The organism is Bacillus sp. J41TS8, from assembly GCF_018333035.1.
GTDB classification, from domain to species: domain Bacteria; phylum Bacillota; class Bacilli; order Bacillales; family Bacillaceae; genus Bacillus; species Bacillus paralicheniformis.
Map to the genome: position 1 here is coordinate 1 of NZ_BORF01000042.1, position 668 is coordinate 668.

Genomic DNA, 668 nt, shown 5'->3' on the forward strand with positions numbered 1-668 from the left:
TTGCTTATGGTTTTCATACAGCTTGTGACCGGAATGGATTTGTGCTGGGGACGGTTGTTGAGCCTGCCAATATTCATGACAGCCAAGTGTTCACGACCCTGTTTCAACAGGTGAAAGAGCACGTCGCCAAGCCTCATACGGTCGCAGTTGATGCCGGATATAAAACGCCGTTTATCGCAAAATTTCTAAGTGATCAAAATGTCCATCCCGTCATGCCCTACACCCGACCACAAACTAAAAAAGGGTTCATGAGAAAACATGAATATGTATACGATGAATATTACGATGCTTATATTTGCCCTGACGATCATGTTCTGACATATCGCACAACCAACCGTGAAGGCTATCGGATTTATGCATCAGATCCAAACCGATGTGAACACTGTTCTTTTTTGAAGCAATGTACGGAAAGTCGAAATCATCGAAAGATGATTCACAGGCATCTCTGGCAGGATCATTTGGATGAAGCCGACCATCTTCGCTACACGGATGAGAATAGGCGAATCTACGCCAAACGCAAAGAAACGATCGAACGGGTTTTTGCGGATTTAAAACACAAGCATGGCCTGCGCTGGACAACCCTACGGGGTAAGAAAAAATTGTCCATGCAGGCGATGCTTGTTTTCACTGCCATGAATCTCAAAAAGCTGGCGAATTGGACTTGGAAA

At 44.8% G+C, this 668-nt stretch carries 1 protein-coding gene; it reads left to right on the plus strand.

Annotation, left to right across the window (positions count from 1 at the left end):
- On the plus strand, positions 1 to 668 hold a 668-nt coding region (locus tag KI350_RS22745; protein ID WP_212930594.1), incomplete at both ends, for a transposase.